General features: G+C 60.6%; 13 protein-coding genes. 8 read left to right on the top strand and 5 right to left on the bottom strand.

The annotated features are described in order from the left end of the window. Window positions 1-24 precede the first annotated feature (24 nt). Genes J3U87_RS13905 through J3U87_RS13890 form a run of 4 tightly spaced genes read right to left on the bottom strand, consistent with a single transcriptional unit; the run spans window position 25 to window position 4,586 of the window. Window positions 25-1,431, bottom strand: coding sequence for a sigma-54-dependent transcriptional regulator (locus J3U87_RS13905; RefSeq protein ID WP_237383653.1), 1,407 nt, complete (start codon window positions 1,429-1,431; stop codon window positions 25-27). Further along, complete coding sequence (locus J3U87_RS13900) at window positions 1,418-2,680, bottom strand: sensor histidine kinase (protein ID WP_237383652.1); 1,263 nt, start codon at window positions 2,678-2,680, stop codon at window positions 1,418-1,420. The genes J3U87_RS13905 and J3U87_RS13900 overlap by 14 nt, the downstream gene beginning before the upstream one ends. Next, window positions 2,677-3,246, bottom strand: coding sequence for a hypothetical protein (locus tag J3U87_RS13895; RefSeq protein WP_237383651.1), 570 nt, complete (start codon window positions 3,244-3,246; stop codon window positions 2,677-2,679). The genes J3U87_RS13900 and J3U87_RS13895 overlap by 4 nt, the downstream gene beginning before the upstream one ends. After that, on the bottom strand, window positions 3,243-4,586 hold the full coding sequence (locus J3U87_RS13890) for a POTRA domain-containing protein (protein ID WP_237383650.1): 1,344 nt from the start codon (window positions 4,584-4,586) through the stop codon (window positions 3,243-3,245). Before J3U87_RS13890 ends, J3U87_RS13895 begins: the two co-directional genes overlap by 4 nt. A 623-nt stretch (window positions 4,587-5,209) precedes the next feature. On the opposite strand from J3U87_RS13890, the gene J3U87_RS13885 reads away from it, so the two are divergent. The 8 genes from J3U87_RS13885 to proC all read left to right on the top strand — a co-directional run bounded on the left by J3U87_RS13885 (window position 5,210) and on the right by proC (window position 14,446). Continuing rightward, complete coding sequence (locus J3U87_RS13885) at window positions 5,210-5,557, top strand: hypothetical protein (protein ID WP_237383649.1); 348 nt, start codon at window positions 5,210-5,212, stop codon at window positions 5,555-5,557. Window positions 5,558-6,198: 641 nt separating this feature from the next. After that, the gene (locus J3U87_RS13880; protein ID WP_420038266.1) at window positions 6,199-6,543 is read left to right on the top strand and encodes an FmdB family zinc ribbon protein; all 345 of its coding nucleotides are present in this window, start codon (window positions 6,199-6,201) and stop codon (window positions 6,541-6,543) included. Between the two features lie 373 nt (window positions 6,544-6,916). Further along, window positions 6,917-7,405 carry a ribosome maturation factor RimP gene (locus J3U87_RS13875; protein ID WP_237383647.1) on the top strand — a complete coding sequence of 163 codons (489 nt, stop codon included), beginning with the start codon at window positions 6,917-6,919 and terminating at the stop codon, window positions 7,403-7,405. Between the two features lie 36 nt (window positions 7,406-7,441). After that, window positions 7,442-8,923 carry a transcription termination factor NusA gene (nusA, locus tag J3U87_RS13870; protein WP_237383646.1) on the top strand — a complete coding sequence of 494 codons (1,482 nt, stop codon included), beginning with the start codon at window positions 7,442-7,444 and terminating at the stop codon, window positions 8,921-8,923. 51 nt (window positions 8,924-8,974) lie between these two features. Continuing rightward, entirely contained in the window at window positions 8,975-12,049 is a 3,075-nt protein-coding gene (infB, locus tag J3U87_RS13865) for a translation initiation factor IF-2 (RefSeq protein ID WP_272932485.1), read from the top strand. Between the two features lie 90 nt (window positions 12,050-12,139). After that, a complete protein-coding gene (rbfA, locus tag J3U87_RS13860; protein ID WP_237383644.1) occupies window positions 12,140-12,523 on the top strand; it encodes a 30S ribosome-binding factor RbfA in 384 nt (127 codons plus the stop codon). A gap of 1 nt (window position 12,524) precedes the next feature. Then, a complete protein-coding gene (gene truB / locus J3U87_RS13855; protein ID WP_237383643.1) occupies window positions 12,525-13,436 on the top strand; it encodes a tRNA pseudouridine(55) synthase TruB in 912 nt (303 codons plus the stop codon). Window positions 13,437-13,597: 161 nt separating this feature from the next. Continuing rightward, window positions 13,598-14,446, top strand: a complete 849-nt coding sequence (proC, locus tag J3U87_RS13850; protein WP_237383642.1) for a pyrroline-5-carboxylate reductase — start codon at window positions 13,598-13,600, stop codon at window positions 14,444-14,446. A 407-nt stretch (window positions 14,447-14,853) separates the two neighbouring features. On the opposite strand, the gene J3U87_RS13845 is transcribed toward proC, so the two are convergent. After that, the gene (locus J3U87_RS13845) at window positions 14,854-15,513 is read right to left on the bottom strand and encodes a glutathione S-transferase family protein (RefSeq protein ID WP_237383641.1); all 660 of its coding nucleotides are present in this window, start codon (window positions 15,511-15,513) and stop codon (window positions 14,854-14,856) included. Window positions 15,514-15,760: the final 247 nt, after the last annotated feature.

Genomic DNA, 15,760 nt, shown 5'->3' with positions numbered 1-15,760 from the left:
GGCGGACCTGCCGGGTGCCGCCTCTCAGTCTTCCTCGATCGGACGACTGATGTCGAGCTGGTTCATTTTTTGGTGCATGTAGGGCCGCTGAACCCCCAAGATCTTGGCGGCGGCCGTCACGTTCCAGCGCGTGTGGGTCAACACGGTCTGAAGGTATTCCTTCTCGCAACGGCGCCGAAACTCCTTCAGCTCCTGGAACGGCATCAGTTGGTCGGTATTCAGCAAACCGGTTCCGGCCACGATGCTGTCGCCGGAGGGCGAGAGCGGGATTTGGTCGGCCGACAGCGGATCGCCGCCGAAAATGACCATTCGTTCTGCCAAGTTCTTTAATTCCCTAATGTTACCTGGCCAGTGGTAGTTCCTGAGCACCTCGAAGACTTCGGGTTCGATCTGGCGTCGGGGAATTTTGTGGTACTCGCTGGCGCGGTTGGCGAAGTGGGTGAACAACAACGGCAGGTCGTCCAGGCGCTCGCGCAGCGAAGGCACCTGAAGCGGCAATGCCGACAACCGGAAGTACAGGTCCTGACGGAACTCGCCGGTACGCACCATGTGTTCCAAATCGCAGTGGGTGGCTGCCACGACGCGAACGTCCACGCGCCGGTCGCGCGTGTCGCCCACGCGGCGCACCGTCCCGTCTTCCAGTACCCGCAGCAGGCGCGCCTGCAGGTGAATCGCCATGTCGCCGATTTCGTCGAGGAACAGCGAGCCGCCGTTGGCCTGCTCGAACATGCCCGGTTTGTCGTGGCGGGCATCGGTGAAGGCCCCGCGTACGTGACCGAAGAGTTCGGCCTCGATCAGGTGGGCCGGAATCGCCGCGCAGTTGATCTTGACGAAGGGCCCGTTTCGGCGCGAACTCTGCTCGTGAATGGCCGCCGCCACCAATTCCTTGCCCGACCCGCTTTCGCCTCGAATCAGGACGCGTGCCTGGGTCGGCGCGACCTTGTCGATTTGGCGCCGCAGGGCGACCACCATGGCGCTCTCGCCGAGAATCTTGGGTCCGCGCGGCTTGTTCTGCTCCAGTTCGCGGATGTGGCGTTTCAATTTGGCGTTCTCGAGGCAGTTGTGGATCGAATGCAGCAACCGCTCGTTGGAGACCGGTTTTTCCAGGAAGTCGTAGACCCCCAGTCGCAGGGCCTCCACCGTTTCGCTGATGGACGCTTCACCGGAAAAAATGATCGTCGGCGGCAGCAGGTTGTCCTTGTGCAGTCGGGCCGCCAGTTCCACTCCGCTGACCCCGGGCAGGCGCACGTCCAACAGCAGGAGATCCGGCGCCCGATCGCTGCCTTCCCGCAACCGCACGTGGGCCTCTTCCGCCGTCGCCAGCCCCTCGGTGCGGTAGCCCGCCTCCTCCAGTTGGAACATCGTGTTGCGACGAATCTTGAGATTGTCTTCCACCACCCAGATCCAGGCGTTTCCGCTAGTCGTGTTCATGTGCCCGCTCCTTGTTCTGTTCCGAAGGTCGTTCCCGATCCGTTCCCGAAGGAAGCGCGAAGATCAGGTGGAATTCGGTGCCGTCCGATCCGGTGTGCGCCAGCAACAGGTCGCCGCCGTGATCCAACATGATTTTTTTGCATATGGAAAGGCCCAGCCCCATGCCTTCCCCGATCGCCCGCGTCGTGGTGTAGGGTTTGAACAGGTGGGGCCGAACCTTGGGGTCGATGCCGGGGCCGTCGTCCCTGATCGACACCACGACTTGCGAGCCCTCCGTGCGGGCCGCGAACCGGATCAGGCCGGGCCGATCCGCCATCGCCAGTGCCGCGTTGTTGCAGAGGTTCATGAGTACGCGGCGCACCATTTCGCGATCCAACTCGAGGGTCGGCGTCGGTCGTTCCGGTTGCTCGAAATCGAGGGTCAGGTGCTCCCAGGCGTCTTCGAAGAAGGTGGCGAAACGGGCCAGCATGTGGTCCATGTCGACCGGTTCCGGTTTGGGTTGACCCAGGCGAGCGAACGAGGTGAATTCCTGGGTGAATTCCTTGAGGCGATCCAGTTCCTCCTGGACGCTCTCTTCGATTTCCGTGTACGCGACGGTCAAATCGGGCGCCCGATCGCGAATCAGGCGACGAAGTTGGTTGAGTTCCATGCGCGCCGCCGTCAGGGGGGTGCGGATTTCGTGGGCGTGACGCCGGGCCGCCTCCTGCCACGAGGAGAGATTCTCCAGGCTGGCCAGGCGGGTCCGCTGTACCGCGATGACGCGCGAGGTCTCCTCGATCATGCGGGCGATCCGGCCCAGGCGGTCGCGGCGATGGTCGTCGACCACGATGTCGGTGCGCCCCTCGGCCAACGCGGCAAGGTGGGTCTGCAGGCGTCTCAGCCGGCGCTCGCCCGTCGCGTAGTCCCAATAGTAGAAGGCGGCACTGCCGCCGAGAATCAGGGCCAACACGATCATCATCGCCAGCTCGAAGCGCGATTCGATCTGTTCGCGGTTGTGTTCCAGGATCAGGTAACGCGCCTGGAATTGTTTGAGCTCCTCGAAGCGGCTGCGGTACTCCAGTTCCCGTTCCGGGTCCAAATCGGCCAGGGCCTTTTGGTCGTCCATGCCTTGGGCCAGCATTTCGCGGACTCTCGGGTCGAGCGCCACGTTCAACAGTCCTCCCGAAAACTGGCTTTGAAAAAGGTGGAACGTGAGAAATGCCGCCCCGAACATGAGGATCAGCGACGGCCACAGCAGCTTGATGTTCATGGTTTCAACCCGACCTTCCATTCGAATTGCGTGGTGGTAGGGCGTTTGATCGATCGCTCCAGAATCAGTTCCATGCCCATGGTGGGCACCCCGCCCGGGCGTTGACCGCTGACCGTGCGGGTCAGCCAGGCCTGGGTATCGGCCTGTTCGCGTTGGGAAAAGGGCAGGACCTTGATGCGAATCGCGAATGGCTGGTCCCGATGCAGGCGATGTTTGGCGGACCAAACGTGCAGCACCCCTTTTTTGAAGAAATCGGCCATTTCCGTTCTGGTCGCCAGAACCCGCTTGGTTTCCGTGCCGCGCATATCCAGCACCTGGACGTGGTAGACCTCGTCCCAGGGCTCGTAGCGCACCGCGATCCGGGCTCCACCGATGCGTCCCTCGCGGTCGGTGACCGTGACCACCAAGGCCGCCGTCAGTCCGGAATTGATCTGTTTCACCACGTCTTTGTGTTCGAACAAGGCGCCGGGCAATCGCAGCACCAGGCCGCGATCCGGGCCTTCGCTCAGGGAAGGTGCCTCTCCGTGTTGCCACCCCAATAGAAGGAGTAGGATCCATGTACTCATGGCCACAACCCCCGATTGGACTGCTCGTAGCGAACCGTGATCCGGAAGGCTCCCCAGCTATCGCGCATCGTCAATCCCACGCCGGCGTGATACATGCCGTAATTGGGATCGGGGGTGAACTTTTCTTCGTCGAGATCGGTGTCGTAGCGGCGATAGCCGGCCGAAAGCGTCACGCGAAAATCGCGCGAGCCGTAGAGGAAGCGCCGGTTCATCAGGTTTCGACTGAGGCTGAGTTCGATGCCGCCGCGAGCACTGACGTAGTCTTCGGTTTCCAGTGCCAATTCCTCGGGTTTGCCCGAGACGTGCACGCCCGCGTAGCGTACGTCGAAGTCCAGACCGAAACTGTCGCGGCTGTTGAGTTGCCAAAACTCTTTGTAGCTTGCGACCACGCTGTTGCGCGACCAGGTCCAGGTGTCGTAGCCGCCCACGAGATCTTGGGTAGCCTCGTCGAATGCCAATTGGTTCCATTCCCACTGGAGGCCGGCTTGAATGAACCGACCCGTGAGCGGGAAATAAGGGTGGTCGGTCGTGTTGTGGGTCCAGTTCAGGGTGGCGAAATTAAATTGAAACTCGGTGTCCTCCAATTTTCGCTTCTCTTCCGTGCCCCGCGATTGGAGTTCCGAGATCCCGATGTTGCCGGAGTACATGCCCAGGTTGAGGCTCTGCTCCTGGGAGATCGGATAGGTCAGGGAGCTGAAGGCGATCAACGTCGAATCGGAAGCGGCTATTTCGAACTGGGATCCGTCTTCGGTGAACGGTAGGGTCCCGAAATCGAAGTCGCGGCTGTTGAAGCTGGGAGGGATGCCCAAGCCGGCGTCGACCACCATGCCCGTGCCGAACAAATCGTAGTGGGTCATCGCGAAACCACCGGGCAGGAACACCCGCCATTCGGTTTTGCGGCTGAACCACCGGTATCCGAAGGCCTGGCCGTCCAAATTGGCCAGGTACTTGGACGTGCCGGGCTCGTCGCTCAAGCGGTAGTTGTTTCGAACCAGGAGCGAGTCGGTGAGCAGGAGCCAGAAGAGTCGCCGCGTCTCGGTCACGTGGATCTTGAGTACGTAGGCACCGCGTCGCGATCCCTTTTCCAGCGAGAACTCGGTTTCCCGAATGAACTGAAGGCGTTCCACTCTGTAGAGAGCCTGGCGAAGTTGCTCTTCGTCGTATTCCTGGCCCGTGTCCAGTTGGAGTTCGGCCCGCACGATTCTTTCCGAAACGTGTTTCAGGTTCTCGATGTTGATGTGTTCGATGAAAAAGCTCGGGCTCTCCGAACCGTGGAGCAAGCCGAACCCAAGAAAGATGAACATGCCGAGCAGGCGAATCGATTGAATGCTTCGCGCCAAAAAGCCCTCGTCTGGTTTTGGGCGCCGCATCGACACAGGATGCGATGCCCGATCGGGTTCCCGCGGCGGCGGGGCTGCGATCCGGCGTCCCGGTGGTCGGGCACGACACCTCGTGATGTGGGTGGATCTCCGGCGCCCGGAACCGGGCGGGCCGTTTTTCATGGAATCCTCCGTGCGAATCATAACCCAAGTGCCGGCGCGCGGTGGCCCGCTTGGGGGGCGCGAGCGGACCCGCTACGGACTCGGGCTTGGAAGCCAAGGGGCAACCGTCGTGCCACGCCGGCCCTTGTACTTGGCAACCCCTTGAAATGCAAACCATTAACGCAGGTTCACTCCGATGAGACTGCTCACCTGCCGCCGATTCCGCATCGAGCGCCGTAAGAAAAACCTTACAGCATGTTTGTCGGGTCTTACGAATGCACGTGGGATTCATGGCGCCGAGGCCGCTTTCTGGCGCGAGTTCGGCAAACCCGGGATTTGGTATTGAGTGATAAGTTATTTGAAAAAATGGATTTGTGTGATCTGGGATGTGTCGGCCGAAGCGGCTGGCACCGCGATTGCCCTTCGAGTCGGCGCGACGCTGATCGTTCAGCTCGCCTTTATTCGCTTTCTCGGAGGTTCCCATGCCCTTTCGGTCATTCGGCATGCCCATCATCAATTTGCTGGTTTACACGATTTTCACGCTGATGTCGGCGACCGCTTTTTCTGTCGTACCGGTCGTCGCTCAGGATGAATCCCTGGCACATCGCCAGGTCATCCCCCATTTCACCTTTCGCGACAACAATTGGCAGACCTTCCTGACCCTGTTCAATCCCGGGACCACTAGCGGGTTGTTGAACACCGACGAAACCGACGTGGCCTACTTCCAGACCTTTCAGGAAACCAAGGCGATGGCCGGCCTGCCCGCCGGCGCCAAAAAAGCCCGGCGCCTGCTGGAACGAATACGCGAAAGTCACGGACCTCGCCGCTAGCGCGTGCCCATCCGGGAACGGAATCGTTCGGAGGATCCATGGATGGCGGCCGTTTCCGGACAGGGCTCGGCGAGTCCTCACGAAGCAATGGGCGATGGACGGCGGGAAAACTCCACCTACCACGCATTGGTTTCCCGCGAACCAGCCCCTTGCGGTGCTCATCTCCGGCACCACCCATTGGAGCTTACCCGCTCCGTTTCTTTGCCCGGCCTCGTGCCGGGCTTTTTTTGTGTGTGCCCGTCCGGTCGGGATTCGGTGCGCGGTGTTCGCGGTCCGGCGAAAAAAAAAGCGGAGCCGGGCCTCGTTGGCCGCCGACTCCGCGAGAAGACTGATCAAATCCAGGTGATCCGTCCGTTCTCGGCGGTTCCTGGGTTCAGGCCGCATCGAAGGGACGGGGATCTTCCTCGTCTTTTTGGCTTTTCCGGGATGTCCCACCGGATGTTCTTCAATATAAGGTCGCCAAATGCACAAGAAAAATCAATCATTTGTCTGTATGACATAAGTATTGTTTATGGGTTGTGTCGCGGGCCGAGCGACCGTGCACCAAATCCATAATCTGAGGTAGAATTCAGGCTGCAGGGGCAGGCGTACCCGGACACCTGCGAGGGGCTTCGGTGCGCGGTAGTATTGCGATCAGGAGGATGGCCTTGCCTACATACGAATACCGTTGTGCCGAAAATGGCGTGATGTTGGAAGTGCTTCACGGCATGAACCACAAAGTGACCCGATGGGGGGAGCTCTGTGAATTGGCGGGTGTACCCACGGGCGAAACGTCTCCGGACGCTCCGGTCGAGCGCCTGATCTCGGCACCGGGACTGGCTTTCCCCAAGACGACCAGCGAACTCAAGAACATGGGTTTCACCAAGTTGGTCAAACGGGACACCGGAGTTTATGAAAACGTGACGGCGACGGACAAGGAAGCGCGGTACACGGTCGCCGGCAAGCCGGAAACCATGCCCGATTTCAAGGGGCGCATCGGCGATTGAGGGCGGCGTGCGGGAATCACCCCGTTGTTTTTTCGTAGATATGCCCGGTTCCGTAAATGAGCCGCATGAGAAAACATATCAAACGAAGAAATGTCGCATCTTCTTGCGCAGCATGGTGCCTTGTGTTTAAATGCTGGAGTCGCCAACAGCGCGCTGCCGTTCTTTTGGTCCATTAGTCTGAGAGCTTGCCAGCCTGTCCTTTTTTCCGTTCGGCAAGAGGACTGGAAAAAGGGCGCCTTTTGGTATTTGTGGCTTGCGAACGCCCGCCATTTTCTGTAGTATGGCTGCGTGTCTCTAAGCATTGCCTTTTTGGCGCACGCGTTAGCGATAGAACCCGAGGAAGTGGGGCCATCCCACTTTTTTTTATGCCTTCATGACAGACAAGCCCACATCTGGAAAGAGCAAAATCAAACAAATCGAGAGTGTCGTCAACCATGCTCTCGAAACCACCGATCTCGAGATCGTCCTGATTGAATACAAGCGGGAGGGTCAGGAGTGGGTGCTGCGTGTCTACATCGATCATCCCGATGGCGTCACGCTGGACCACTGTGAAAAAGCGACCTATCTCGTTGCCGATGCCTTGGAAGCCGACGATCCGGTTCAAGCCGAATACCGAATCGAAGTATCGTCACCGGGAGTCGATCGACCCCTGGTGAAACACGCCGACTACCAACGCTTTGTCAACGAGCGGGTCTTCATCAAAACCCACAAGGCCCTCAACGGAATCAAGAACTACACGGGCACCTTGCTGGCCTGTGACGAGACGGCGGTCAGACTGCACAACGAGCATGACGGGCGGGAACACGAAATCCCTTTCGACATGATTGCGAAAGCGACGTTAAAACCCGTCCTGAAATTTTAAGTCCTCAATCCAGAGTCTTTTCTTAGGAGCCGTGCGATGAGTTCGCAACTACTGCAAGCCATTGATCAAGTAAGCCGCGAAAAAGGTATCGACGCCGAAATCATCATTTCCGCCGTGGAAGAAGCGATAATCGCGGCTTCTAAGAAGATTTTCAAGAACGACGAGAACTTCGGTGCGCGTTTCGATCGGCATACCGGCAACCTGGAGGTATGGGCCATCAAGGAAGTCGTCTCGGAGGTGATGAATCCCCGTCGCCAGATTCCGATGGACGAAGCCCAACTTTATTATGAAGGCGTCGAGGAAGGCGATACGATCGAGTTCCAGAAGGATACCTCGCAGTTGGGTCGCATCGCGGCACACGCGGCCAAGCAGGTGATTCTGCAGAAAGTGCGTGACGCCGAAAAGGAAAAGGTATTCAAGGAATACAGCGAACGCATCGGCGAGGTGGTCACCGCCGTGGTTCGCCGTTTCGAGCGCGGCAACGTCATCGTGGACCTGGGCAACAACGTCGAAGGGATCATGTACAAGGACGAGCAGTCGCGCAACGAGCGCTACAGTCAGAACGACCGCACCAAGGTGGTGATCGTCGGCTCCGATCGCAGCACCAAGGAGCCCCAGGTCAAGGTCTCCCGATCGGATGCACGCCTGCTGATCAAGTTGTTCGAAATGGAAGTGCCCGAGGTCTACGACGAGACGGTGGTCATCAAGAACGCGGCCCGCGAGGCGGGCGACCGTTCCAAGATCGCGGTCTACTCGACCGACGGCGACGTGGACCCCATCGGCGCTTGCGTCGGTATGGGTGGTTCGCGGGTACGCAGCATCATTCGCGAGTTGAAGGGTGAGCGCCTGGACATCATCCGCTACTCGGACGATATATCGCTCTTCGCGTCCAACGCATTGAGCCCGGCCAAGATCAACCGGGTCGTCATCGCCGATCCGCTCGAACGTCGTCTGGAAGTCATCGTCGACGAAGACCAGCTTTCCCTGGCGATCGGGAAAAAGGGAATCAACGTGCGTCTGGCCTCGAAACTGGTGGGCTGGACGATCGAAGTGAAAACCGAAGAACAAAAACGCGTCGAAGCCTCTGAAGAAATGGAGCGGCTGGCTCAGGCAGGCGAGGAATCGGAACCCACGCCGGTCAAAGTGGTCGAAGAAGAGACCGTCACCGAAGAAATGGTGGCCGAAGTGGAAGCCGCGGAAGACACCGAGGAAACGGTCGTCCCCGAGCCGGTGGCCGAAGAGGACGAAGTGGTTCCGGCCGATGCCGACGACGAGGACTACGAGAGCGAAGAGGAAGGCGAAGAAGGCGTCTCGCTCGAGTACCTCGACGGATTGACGGACGAGCGACGCAAAATTCTGGAAGCCTACAGCATTTACTACATCGAGGATCTGCTCTACACGGACCCGGCGGTTCTCAACGAGATCCCCGAACTTACCGCTGAAGATGTACAAGAAATCATCCAACTGGCCAAAGCTTACGAGCAGGAGTTCGGCGAGGAAGATGGAAGCGAAGAGTGATTGGGATTATTGAAGATAAAGACACGTTTGCATGGTGATGGAGGTCCTTTAATGGCAGTAAGGGTGTACCAAATTGCGAAGGAGTATTCGCGCTCCCCAGAGGAGGTGATGGAAATACTCCGTTCGTCGGGAATCCCTGTTTCTTCGCACACGGCGGTCCTTGACCAGCATGCCCTCCACACCGTGCGCGCAAAACTGGGTAAGTTCAAGTTGACAGTCGTCGACGGAGATCAGGAAGCGCCGGTCAAGGCTGGCGAAGGTGAGCAGCGCAAAGCGGCGCCCAAGGGCAAGGCCAAAGCGAAGGCCGCCCCCAAGCTCGGCGTTCGCGTCATCAAGCGCGACCACACCAACGAGCCCGAAGCGGCCGAGGTCGAAGCCAAGCCGGTCGCGGAAGAGAAACCGGACGATAAGCCCAAGCTGAAGCGTCCCAAGCTGAAGCGCGGTAAACGCAGCCCGGCGGTGGAGCAACGCATCCATCAAATCGCCGAAAAGCGTCAGCGCCATCCGTCGGAAGGCGACGAACAGGCTCCGGCTCAGGGCGCGTCACCGGCACAGCCCTCCGCCGAAGCCAAGCCTGGATCGGGCCCCGCGAGAGCGCGCGCCCACGAATCCCGCGATCGGGGTCGACCCTCCGGGCAAGACCATTCCCGCCCTTCCGGGCCGCGTGATTCGGGAGGCCCCCGTGATCGCGGTGGCGACCGCCCCTCCGGGGATCGTCGCGACTACCGCGGTGGTGACCGTGGCGGCGATCGAGGTCCCCGTGACTATCGCGGTGGTGACCGCGACGGTCGTGGCGGCCAACGTCCGCCCATGCGTGGTGGCCCCGGTGACCGGCGACCTCAGGGAGGCCCTGGTGATCGTCGGCCTCAAGGTGGACCCGGTGATCGCAGGCCGCACGGCGGCCCTGGAGATCGCCGTCCTCAAGGTGGGCCCGGTGATCGCCGTCCCCACGGTGGACCCGGTGATCGCAGGCCGCATGCCGGTCCCGGCGATCGCAGACCGCACGGCAGCCGCCCCCCTGGTGGCCCTGGCGACCGCAGACCGCACGGCGGTCCCGGTGATCGCCGTCCCCACGGTGGGCCCGGTGGCAACCGTCCCCATGGGAATCGACCCGGTGGTGCCCGCGGTGGCCGTCCCGGCAAGCCGCCCACCACGGAAATGCTCCGTGAACAGTTCTCCATGCAGCAGCCCACACCCGCCGCCGGCGGTATGGGCAAGGGGCCGATGCGCCTCAAGGCGACCGGTAAACCCGGCGGCGCTCGTGGCAAGAAGAAGAAGAAAAAGAGAAACGTAGAGAATATCGCCAAGATCAAACCGATTTCGGTGAGCAAAGTGGAATTGCCGGGCGAAGAGCTGGGCATCATCATGCTGTCCGAAGGGGTTACGGTCAAGGAACTGGCCGAGAAGGTGGATCGCAAGTCCAAGGACGTCATCAAGCGCCTGTTCGAAAAAGGCATCATGGCGACCCTCAACCACACCTTGGATTCGGAATTGGCCATCGAGATCGCCAAGGACTTCGGGTACGAAGCCGAAATCGTCAGCTTCGAGGAAGACCTGCAGCTCCAGGAAGACGAGTCCTTGATCTCCGCCGAGAGCACGGACAACGAGGACCAGATCACGCGTGCGCCGATCGTCACCATCATGGGTCACGTCGATCACGGTAAGACCACCCTGCTCGACGCGATTCGCTCGACCCGCGTCGCTTCCGGCGAGGCCGGCGGCATCACCCAGCACATCGGGGCCTACTCGGTTCAGTGCAACGAGAAGGACATCGTGTTCCTGGATACGCCCGGTCACGAAGCCTTCACCAAGATGCGTGCACGCGGTGCCTCGGTAACCGACATCGTCATCCTGGTGGTTGCCGCCGACGACGGCGTCAAGCCGCAAACCATCGAGGCGATCAGCCACGCCAAAGCGGCCAAGGTTCCCATCATCGTCTGTATCAACAAGATCGACAAACCGGAAGCCAACCCCGATCGCGTCAAACAGATGCTCACCGAGCACGACCTGATCGTCGAGGATTTCGGTGGCGACAGCCCCTCCGTGGCGGTTTCGGCCAAGGCTCGCCAGGGCATCGACGAGTTGCTGGAGATGATCCTGCTGGTTGCCGAACTCAACGATTACAAGTCCAACCCCAACCGCAAGGCCCAGGGTACGGTGATCGAAGCCCAGCTCGATCGCGGTCGCGGTCCGGTGGCCACCCTCATCGTGCAGGACGGCACCTTGAAGGTCGGCGACTTCTTCATCACCGGCTCCACCTACGGGAAGATTCGCGCCATGCACGACGACCTCGGCCACAACGTCGAAGTCGCTTCCCCGGCCACTCCGGTCGAGGTCCTGGGGATCCAGGAAGTGCCCTCCGCCGGCGACATCTTCCGCGTCGTCGACGACGAGGCCACGGCCCGCCAGATCTCCAGCTTCCGTAAGGAAAAGGTCAAGGAAGATCAATTCCGTCGCCAGAAGCACACGTCCCTGGATCAGTTGTTCAGCAACCTCAAGCAGGACGAGATCAAGGAACTGTGCCTGATCATCAAGGCCGACGTACAGGGTTCGGTCGAAGGTCTGGTCTTCGCTCTCAACAAACTCGAGAGCGAGAAGGTCAACCTGCGGGTGGTCCACCAGGGCGTCGGCAGCATCACCGAAAACGACGTGCTGCTCGCGGCCGCATCGGATTCGATCATCATCGGGTTCAACGTCAAGGGCGAACGCAAGGCGATGGATCTCGCCGAGCAAGAACAGATCGACGTTCACTTCTACTCGGTCATCTACGAAGTCGTCAAAGAGATCGAGGCGGCGATGGTCGGCTTGATCGCACCCGAATACCGCGAACGCGAAATCGGCAAGGCGGTGGTCAAGCAGATCTTCCAGGTCGCCAAGCTCGGCGCCGTGGCCGGTTGCTACGTGGAACAGGGCGTCGTCAAACGCGACGCCGGTGTCCGGGTGATGCGCGGTCAGGACGAGATCTTCAAGGGCGATCTGCAGACGCTCAAGCGCTTCCGCGACGACGTGAACGAAGTGAAATCCGGCTTCGAGTGCGGGATCGGAATCAGAGATTTCTCCGACTTCAACGAACAAGATCTTCTGGTTTTCTTCGATATGGAGAAGATCATCCCAACCAAGCTTTAAACAAGGTGCGGGTTCTTCCGCACGAATCTGGGTCTCTTTGGCGGTCTCCGGCCACCAAAGAGGCCATTCCTGCTTTTGTGGGAGGGTCTTATGTCAAATCGGCTGCACAACCTCGCCGAACAGGTTCGTCAGGTCATCAGCTACGCCATCAATTTCGAAATGGGAGATCCCGGCTTCGTGGGGGTGACCATCACCCGCGTCAAGTTGAGCCCGGACCTCCAGTTCGCCGACGTCCTGTTCACCGAGCTGGATGACGGGATCGATCCCGAAGTGCCCATGCGCTCTTTTCAGCGGGCCAAGGGAGCGCTCAAGCGGCACATCGCCCAGCGCGTGCAAATGCGTCGGGTTCCCGAGTTGCGTTTCCACTACGACGACGACGTGAAAGCCGAGCGTCGCATCAATCAAATTCTCGAGGGCCTGAAGTCCGGTGAGGCGACCGGTGACGCAGGGCCCGACACGGTGGATGAAGAATAAGATGAATTTGCAATGGTATCCCTTTGTTTTCCTGCCGGTTCACAAACCGACGGGGCCGACCTCGCACGACCTGGTGGACCGTATCCGCCGCGTCGTGGGCAAGGGGGTCAAGGTTGGCCACACCGGAACCCTGGACCCCTTCGCTTCCGGCGTCCTGTTGATGGCCATCGGCAAGGCCACCAAATTCGCGGATTTCGTGCACGAGCTGCCCAAGGCCTACCGGGCCGTGATTCGCCTGGGTGTGGAAACCAACACCCTGGATCCCACGGGCGAGGTGACCGCGGAGGGTGAGGTGCCCGACCTGGATCAGGCCCGCCTGGATCGGGTGGCCGAGGCCTTAACCGGCCGTATCAGCCAGGTCCCGCCCGCCTTTTCCGCCAAGCGCGTCAACGGTCGTAAGAGTTACGAGCTGGCGCGCAAGAATCAGGCGGTCGCGTTGGCCCCCAAGCACATCACCATCCACCACCTGAAGCTGACCCCTCTCGACGAACTGCGGCTGGAGTGCGAAGTCGCCTGTTCCACGGGAACCTACGTGCGGGCCCTGGCTCGGGACATCGGCGAGGCGCTCGGTACGCCTGCCCACCTGGAATCGCTGGAGCGCACCAGCGTCGGGCCCATCGGTCTGGCGGAATGCGCCGTTCCCGAGGATCTGACTCCCGAAAACCTGGCCCAGTGGAGCCGGCCGGTGTCGGAAGTGTTGCCGCGTTTTCCCGAGGTCGAACTGCCCTATCGCGCCTACACCTACCTGGTGGATGGACGCGCGTTTCCCTGCGAGACGCCCCAGCCCGCCGAATTTCTCGCGGTATTCAAGCGCGACGACGTGATGGGCGCGGTCTTTCGCTGCGCCTACAACGCCGAACTCGGTCAGGTCCAGCCCAAGGGGCTCTGCTACCTGGCGCCCGATCTGCGCTGACCATCTCACCGACGTTCGATCTTTCCGCCATCGGGGCTTGAACCCGTGCGCGCTTTACCCTATGATCTTTGCCCCAAAAGCCCTTTGAACGAGGTCTCGGCCGCGGGCGCGAACCTTCCCGACACGCCGGGACCGCATGAGCCGGGGATTTGGAGATTGCAATGGATACCGAACAGGTGGATTTCAGCGACAAGACCGTTGGCGTCATCGGCGCCGGCGTCATGGGGACGGCCCTCCTGAAGGGGATGTTGGCCGCCGAGCTCCTGCCCACCAAGAACCTGCGTGCCGCGGTCGCCACCAACGGCTCGCGCGATCGCATCGCGGAAGATCTGGAAATACCCGTGGCCTGCGGATACCCGCCGGAATGGATCGCCGACACCGACGTTTTTCTTTTGTGCGTCAAACCCCATCGGGTAGTGGAGATTCTCGATCGCCTGAAATCGTCCGGCACCCTTCGTCCCCACGCGCTGATCATCTCCATCGCCGCGGGCACCAAGATTGCCGAGATCGAGTCCAGCCTGCCGGGATTCGCGGTCATTCGCGCCATGCCCAACACGCCGTGCCTGATTGGGGCCGGCGTCACCGTGATTTCTCCCGGCAACCACGTCAAGCCGGAACATATGGCCATCGCCGAACAGGTGTTCGCATCCGTCGGCAAGGTCTGGACCCTGGGCGAGCACCATCTGGATGCCGTCACCGCCGTGAGCGGATCCGGTCCCGCCTACATCTATTTGATGATGGAATCCTTGGCGGACGGTGCCGTCAAGGTGGGTCTCCCGCGCGACATCGCGTTTCAACTGGTGTCACAGACGATGCTGGGCGCGGCCATGATGCTCCAGGGCACCGGGAAACACCCGGCGACGCTCAAGGACGAGGTGACCACGCCGGCGGGGTGCACCATCAGCGCCTTGCTGACGATGGAAGACGGGCGTATCCGTTCGACATTGGCTCGGGCCGTCGAGGAAGCCACCCGAACCGCCGCCGGCCTGGGTCGCAAAGGCACGCACTGAACTTCGGACGAATGGCCCATCCACTCATTGTCGAGAAGGATTGCTTCGAAATGTCCATCGGGCCGATGGACCTACCTGGCATGACGACGCTCTCGGGATGCGGGCACTCCGCGCATTGGTGACTTCGAAATGTCGGCCGGGCCGGCCAACCTACGACGACGACGTCTCTCTCGGGATGCGGGAACTCTGGAGGCAACGTACTTCGACATGGACGTGATACGGAGCGAGTGGCTTCGCTCATTGGTATTTCGATCGCCCGTTGCCTGGATCGCTTCGAAATGTCGGCCGGGCCGACGCTCTTGGCATGCGGGAACTTCTCGCATGGATCGCCTTGACAGGTTCATCCGGCAACCACTTGGGGGAACCGCTTCGAATCGCGTTCGAAGCGGCTCGGCGGTAGCTCCGCATCAGGCCGGTTGGCTGGCCTCCGCGAAGGTTTTCTTGTCCTCCGCGATGCGTTCGGCCACCGAGGGACGCTCGAGCAGCCAGGTGGCGTAGGCCGCCAGTTTCGGATAGGTCGCGGCGTCCACGCTCACACCGGCGTGCTGGAGTGAGACGAAGATGGTGGCGATGCCCAGATCGGCCACCGAGAGCCGGGGACCGACGATCGGGGCGGCACCGGAGACCTGTTTTTCCAGGTAGGTGCAGATGGGGGGCAGTTCTTCGCGAATCGCCTGTTCCACCGCCTCTTCGTCAGGAGCCTCTCCGAAAAAGGTCGCGCGAATCACGCGCGGCGCGTAGATCTTGCCGTTCAAGCGCTCGTTCATGCGCGTATCCGCGTATTCCTCCAACCAGATGGCGCGGGCATAATCGCCGGCGTCGTCGGGGTACAGGCTGTTTTCGGGATGTTTGCGATCGAGATAGGCCAGGATGGCCGAAGAATCCGGCACGAACAGATCGCCGTCTTGCAGGGACGGGACCTTTCCCATGGGATGAATCTCGAGATATTCTTCGGCCACGTTGACCGGGATTAGGAACACCCATTCGAACGGCTGTTTTTTCTCGGCTAGGGCGATCAGGACTTTTCGCACAAATGGGGAAGGACCTACACCGTGAAGCTTGTACATACTGATGTCTCCTTGTATGGCTGAGTCGGTCGCGCCATGGTTCGCGATGTCGCGGGCGGCCTCCGGACGTTTACCGCACCGGTTGGCGGAGGGCCGGATGGTGTTCGATACCGCCCTTGTGGGCGCGACCGGATTGGAAGCGGGTTGTTCTCGCTTTTCAGTTACTCAACTTCTCAACGTTTTCATGGGTGTGCTTTCGACAGCATCCCAAAAAGTTCCTTTCGATTCCACCCCGAACTCGCCGACC

Origin of the sequence: Sulfidibacter corallicola (assembly GCF_017498545.1) — a bacterium.
Classification (GTDB): domain Bacteria; phylum Acidobacteriota; class Holophagae; order Acanthopleuribacterales; family Acanthopleuribacteraceae; genus Sulfidibacter; species Sulfidibacter corallicola.
This window is presented reverse-complemented; position numbering and strand designations above follow the sequence as displayed.

Coding starts and splice junctions, on each gene's coding strand:
- J3U87_RS13905 (WP_237383653.1), bottom strand. CDS start 1,431: ATGAACACGACTAGCGGAAACGCCTGGATCTGGGTGGTGGAAGACAAT.
- J3U87_RS13900 (WP_237383652.1), bottom strand. CDS start 2,680: ATGAACATCAAGCTGCTGTGGCCGTCGCTGATCCTCATGTTCGGGGCG.
- J3U87_RS13895 (WP_237383651.1), bottom strand. CDS start 3,246: ATGAGTACATGGATCCTACTCCTTCTATTGGGGTGGCAACACGGAGAG.
- J3U87_RS13885 (WP_237383649.1), top strand. CDS start 5,210: ATGCCCTTTCGGTCATTCGGCATGCCCATCATCAATTTGCTGGTTTAC.
- J3U87_RS13880 (WP_420038266.1), top strand. CDS start 6,199: ATGGCCTTGCCTACATACGAATACCGTTGTGCCGAAAATGGCGTGATG.
- J3U87_RS13875 (WP_237383647.1), top strand. CDS start 6,917: ATGACAGACAAGCCCACATCTGGAAAGAGCAAAATCAAACAAATCGAG.
- nusA (WP_237383646.1), top strand. CDS start 7,442: ATGAGTTCGCAACTACTGCAAGCCATTGATCAAGTAAGCCGCGAAAAA.
- infB (WP_272932485.1), top strand. CDS start 8,975: ATGGCAGTAAGGGTGTACCAAATTGCGAAGGAGTATTCGCGCTCCCCA.
- rbfA (WP_237383644.1), top strand. CDS start 12,140: ATGTCAAATCGGCTGCACAACCTCGCCGAACAGGTTCGTCAGGTCATC.
- truB (WP_237383643.1), top strand. CDS start 12,525: ATGAATTTGCAATGGTATCCCTTTGTTTTCCTGCCGGTTCACAAACCG.
- proC (WP_237383642.1), top strand. CDS start 13,598: ATGGATACCGAACAGGTGGATTTCAGCGACAAGACCGTTGGCGTCATC.
- J3U87_RS13845 (WP_237383641.1), bottom strand. CDS start 15,513: ATGTACAAGCTTCACGGTGTAGGTCCTTCCCCATTTGTGCGAAAAGTC.